Source organism: Microbacterium sp. NPDC080005 (genome assembly GCF_040702445.1).
Taxonomy (GTDB): Bacteria; Actinomycetota; Actinomycetes; order Actinomycetales; family Microbacteriaceae; genus Microbacterium; species Microbacterium oleivorans_D.
In genome coordinates this window covers 1-5,468 of sequence record NZ_JBFBLD010000005.1, presented here as the reverse complement: position 1 = coordinate 5,468, position 5,468 = coordinate 1, and the positions used below count along the sequence as shown (strand labels likewise).

The following is a 5,468-nucleotide window of genomic DNA, read 5'->3' as shown; positions in this document are numbered from 1 at the left end:
CGAAAGAAGTCCGGCGGTGTCCTACTCTCCCACAGGGTCCCCCCTGCAGTACCATCGGCGCTGTGAGGCTTAGCTTCCGGGTTCGGAATGTGACCGGGCGTTTCCCTCACGCTATGGCCGCCGAAACACTATTGATGTTTCAGTCTGCACAACGATTGTTCGTTATGCGGTTCTCGACCGTACATCGAGAACCACTCAGTGGACGCAAGCACCTAAACGGTGTGTTATCAAGTCATCGGCTTATTAGTACCGGTCAGCTTCACGTGTTACCACGCTTCCACATCCGGCCTATCAACCCAGTAGTCTGGCTGGGAGCCTCTCACCCGAAGGTATGGAAATCTCATCTTGAGGCCGGCTTCCCGCTTAGATGCTTTCAGCGGTTATCCATCCCGAACGTAGCTAACCAGCGGTGCTCTTGGCAGAACAACTGGCACACCAGAGGTTCGTCCAACCCGGTCCTCTCGTACTAGGGTCAGATCCTCTCAAATTTCCTACGCGCGCAGCGGATAGGGACCGAACTGTCTCACGACGTTCTAAACCCAGCTCGCGTACCGCTTTAATGGGCGAACAGCCCAACCCTTGGGACCTACTCCAGCCCCAGGATGCGACGAGCCGACATCGAGGTGCCAAACCATGCCGTCGATATGGACTCTTGGGCAAGATCAGCCTGTTATCCCCGAGGTACCTTTTATCCGTTGAGCGACAGCGCTTCCACAAGCCACTGCCGGATCACTAGTCCCGACTTTCGTCCCTGCTCGACCTGTCAGTCTCACAGTCAAGCTCCCTTGTGCACTTACACTCGCCACCTGATTGCCAACCAGGTTGAGGGAACCTTTGGGCGCCTCCGTTACTTTTTGGGAGGCAACCGCCCCAGTTAAACTACCCACCAGGCACTGTCCCTGAACCGGATTACGGTTCGAAGTTAGATATCCAGAGTGACCAGAGTGGTATTTCAACAATGACTCCACGGTAACTGGCGTCACCGCTTCAAAGTCTCCCACCTATCCTACACAAGCCACACCGAACACCAATACCAAGCTGTAGTAAAGGTCACGGGGTCTTTCCGTCCTGCTGCGCGTAACGAGCATCTTTACTCGTAATGCAATTTCGCCGAGTTCGCGGTTGAGACAGTTGGGAAGTCGTTACGCCATTCGTGCAGGTCGGAACTTACCCGACAAGGAATTTCGCTACCTTAGGATGGTTATAGTTACCACCGCCGTTTACTGGGGCTTAAATTCTCAGCTTCGCCTTGCGGCTAACCGGTCCTCTTAACCTTCCAGCACCGGGCAGGCGTCAGTCCGTATACATCGTCTTGCGACTTGGCACGGACCTGTGTTTTTAGTAAACAGTCGCTACCCACTAGTCTCTGCGGCCACCACACCCTTTCCGGAGCAAGTCCGTATAAGTGGATGGCCCCCCTTCTCCCGAAGTTACGGGGGCATTTTGCCGAGTTCCTTAACCACGATTCTCTCGATCTCCTTGGTATTCTCTACCTGACCACCTGAGTCGGTTTGGGGTACGGGCAGCTAGAACCTCGCGTCGATGCTTTTCTTGGCAGCATAGGATCACCCACTTTTTATCCGCATCGTGTCTCAGCCTGAATGAGAGACGGATTTGCCTATCTCTCGGCCTACGCACTTGCCCCGGGACAACCATCGCCCGGGTTGGGCTACCTTCCTGCGTCACACCTGTTAATACGCTAGCCGCACCAGAACGGGGTCGAGCGTTAGACCGGCCGGCTTCACCCCGAAGGGATCCACTCAGCCGGGTTAGGACTCTTAGCACTACTGGATTAGCTGGGGCGGTTCTTCGCCGGTACGGGAATATCAACCCGTTGTCCATCGACTACGCCTGTCGGCCTCGCCTTAGGTCCCGACTTACCCAGGGAAGATTAGCTTGACCCTGGAACCCTTGGTCTTTCGGAGGACGTGTTTCTCACACGTCTTTCGCTACTCATGCCTGCATTCTCACTCGTGTAGCCTCCACGGCTGGTTCACACCGCCGCTTCGCTGGCCACACGACGCTCTCCTACCCATCAACACGGCTGGACCACGAAGGCCTACCAATAATGTCAATGCCACAACTTCGGTGGCGTGCTTGAGCCCCGTTACATTGTCGGCGCGGAATCACTTGACCAGTGAGCTATTACGCACTCTTTCAAGGGTGGCTGCTTCTAAGCCAACCTCCTGGTTGTCACAGCAACTCCACATCCTTTCCCACTTAGCACGCGCTTTGGGACCTTAGTTGGTGGTCTGGGTTGTTTCCCTCTCGACTATGAAGCTTATCCCCCACAGTCTCACTGCTGCGCTCTCACTTACCGGCATTCGGAGTTTGGCTGACGTCAGTAACCTTGTAGGGCCCATCGGCCATCCAGTAGCTCTACCTCCGGCAAGAAACACGCAACGCTGCACCTAAATGCATTTCGGAGAGAACCAGCTATCACGAAGTTTGATTGGCCTTTCACCCCTATCCACAGCTCATCCCCTCAGTTTTCAACCTAAGTGGGTTCGGCCCTCCACGACGTCTTACCGTCGCTTCAGCCTGGCCATGGATAGATCACTTCGCTTCGGGTCTAGGACATGCGACTGAATCGCCCTATTCAGACTCGCTTTCGCTACGGCTACCCCACACGGGTTAACCTCGCCACATATCGCTAACTCGCAGGCTCATTCTTCAAAAGGCACGCTGTCACACCTACCAGGGGTGCTCCAACGGTTTGTAAGCAAACGGTTTCAGGTACTATTTCACTCCCCTCCCGGGGTACTTTTCACCTTTCCCTCACGGTACTTGTCCGCTATCGGTCATCTGGGAGTATTTAGGCTTATCAGGTGGTCCTGACAGATTCACACGGGATTTCTCGGGCCCCGTGCTACTTGGGATACTCTTCGCGTCAAGAGAAGCATTTCGACTACGGGGTTGGCACCCTCTATGACCCGCCTTTCAATGCGGTTCGTCTATACCTTCTTGTAACGCCGACAGTTCGGCAGAACAGTCTGAAAAGTCCCACAACCCCCAACGTGCAACGCCTGCCGGCTATCACACACGCTAGGTTTAGCCTGATCCGGTTTCGCTCGCCACTACTAACGGAATCGCGGTTGCTTTCTCTTCCTGTGGGTACTGAGATGTTTCACTTCCCCACGTTCCCTCTACCCGCCCTATATATTCAGGCGGGAGTCACCAGGTACGCACGCGCCCTGGCGGGGTTTCCCCATTCGGACATCCTCGGATCAAAACTTGCTTATCAGTTCCCCGAGGCTTATCGCAGATTGCTACGTCCTTCTTCGGCTCCAGATGCCAAGGCATCCACCGTTTGCTCTTAAAGACTTGAAATCACATGAGTTGAATCGTCAATTCGAAATTGACTAATGATCTTTAAGATCATCTTTCACGAACCGATCCCTAAAGATCAGCTCGCAAGATGCTCGCGTCCACTGTGTAGTTCTCAAAGTACGGGCGGTACCTCCCCCGCACCGGCACTGCCGGCACAAGAAAAGGCCCAGAGGTTCGGACTCTCATCCGGTCCCTCAGGACCCAACAGCGTGCATGTGCAAGAAACCTCACCCCGAACCGTTCCACACCCGAAGGCCGTACTAGATCCAGAGGTCACCCTCCTGCACCTCGTCAAACGTTCCACCCATGAGCTCCGGTCGAGAACATTCGTCTCGAAACCGGCTCTGTCACTCCGAAGAGTGCAGTGCTCCTTAGAAAGGAGGTGATCCAGCCGCACCTTCCGGTACGGCTACCTTGTTACGACTTAGTCCTAATTACCGATCCCACCTTCGACGGCTCCCTCCACAAGGGTTGGGCCACCGGCTTCAGGTGTTACCGACTTTCATGACTTGACGGGCGGTGTGTACAAGACCCGGGAACGTATTCACCGCAGCGTTGCTGATCTGCGATTACTAGCGACTCCGACTTCATGAGGTCGAGTTGCAGACCTCAATCCGAACTGGGACCGGCTTTTTGGGATTCGCTCCACCTCGCGGTATTGCAGCCCTTTGTACCGGCCATTGTAGCATGCGTGAAGCCCAAGACATAAGGGGCATGATGATTTGACGTCATCCCCACCTTCCTCCGAGTTGACCCCGGCAGTATCCCATGAGTTCCCACCATTACGTGCTGGCAACATAGAACGAGGGTTGCGCTCGTTGCGGGACTTAACCCAACATCTCACGACACGAGCTGACGACAACCATGCACCACCTGTTTACGAGTGTCCAAAGAGTTGACCATTTCTGGCCCGTTCTCGTATATGTCAAGCCTTGGTAAGGTTCTTCGCGTTGCATCGAATTAATCCGCATGCTCCGCCGCTTGTGCGGGTCCCCGTCAATTCCTTTGAGTTTTAGCCTTGCGGCCGTACTCCCCAGGCGGGGAACTTAATGCGTTAGCTGCGTCACGGAATCCGTGGAATGGACCCCACAACTAGTTCCCAACGTTTACGGGGTGGACTACCAGGGTATCTAAGCCTGTTTGCTCCCCACCCTTTCGCTCCTCAGCGTCAGTAACGGCCCAGAGATCTGCCTTCGCCATCGGTGTTCCTCCTGATATCTGCGCATTCCACCGCTACACCAGGAATTCCAATCTCCCCTACCGCACTCTAGTCTGCCCGTACCCACTGCAGACCCGAGGTTGAGCCTCGGGATTTCACAGCAGACGCGACAAACCGCCTACGAGCTCTTTACGCCCAATAATTCCGGATAACGCTTGCGCCCTACGTATTACCGCGGCTGCTGGCACGTAGTTAGCCGGCGCTTTTTCTGCAGGTACCGTCACTTTCGCTTCTTCCCTGCTAAAAGAGGTTTACAACCCGAAGGCCGTCATCCCTCACGCGGCGTTGCTGCATCAGGCTTTCGCCCATTGTGCAATATTCCCCACTGCTGCCTCCCGTAGGAGTCTGGGCCGTGTCTCAGTCCCAGTGTGGCCGGTCACCCTCTCAGGCCGGCTACCCGTCGACGCCTTGGTGAGCCATTACCTCACCAACAAGCTGATAGGCCGTGAGCCCATCCCAGACCGAAAAATCTTTCCAACTGCTGACCATGCGATCGCAGCTCATATCCGGTATTAGACGCCGTTTCCAGCGCTTATCCCAGAGTCAGGGGCAGGTTGCTCACGTGTTACTCACCCGTTCGCCACTGATCCACAGAGCAAGCTCTGCTTCACCGTTCGACTTGCATGTGTTAAGCACGCCGCCAGCGTTCATCCTGAGCCAGGATCAAACTCTCCGTAAAAGAAAAATACTGACAATCACCGGAAAAAGGCGAAAGCAGCGAGTTTGAACTGACCAAAAAGATAAATCATTGCTGACTATCCATCGCCGACACCAAAGTGCCGGACTTTGATCCAAAGGAATCTCACCTCAGCCGAAGCCGAGATCGAGGTTATTTGGCATTTGACAAGTGCACGCTGTTGAGTTCTCAAGGATCGGATGCTCCCACACCACCCCCGCAAGGGCTTCGTAGTGAGGCAAC

The 5,468-nt window shown here is 54.9% G+C and carries 3 rRNA genes; all 3 read right to left on the bottom strand.

Annotated features, from left to right (window positions below):
- Positions 1-8: 8 nt before the first annotated feature.
- The 3 genes from rrf to AB0259_RS15385 all read right to left on the bottom strand — a co-directional run bounded on the left by rrf (position 9) and on the right by AB0259_RS15385 (position 5,228).
- A 5S ribosomal RNA gene (gene rrf / locus AB0259_RS15395) occupies positions 9-125 on the bottom strand.
- A 98-nt stretch (positions 126-223) separates the two neighbouring features.
- Positions 224-3,330 (bottom strand): 23S ribosomal RNA (locus AB0259_RS15390).
- A gap of 375 nt (positions 3,331-3,705) precedes the next feature.
- Positions 3,706-5,228: ribosomal RNA gene (locus AB0259_RS15385) — 16S ribosomal RNA — on the bottom strand.
- Together the 16S, 23S and 5S rRNA genes form the textbook arrangement of a ribosomal RNA operon.
- Between the last annotated feature and the right edge of the window lie 240 nt (positions 5,229-5,468).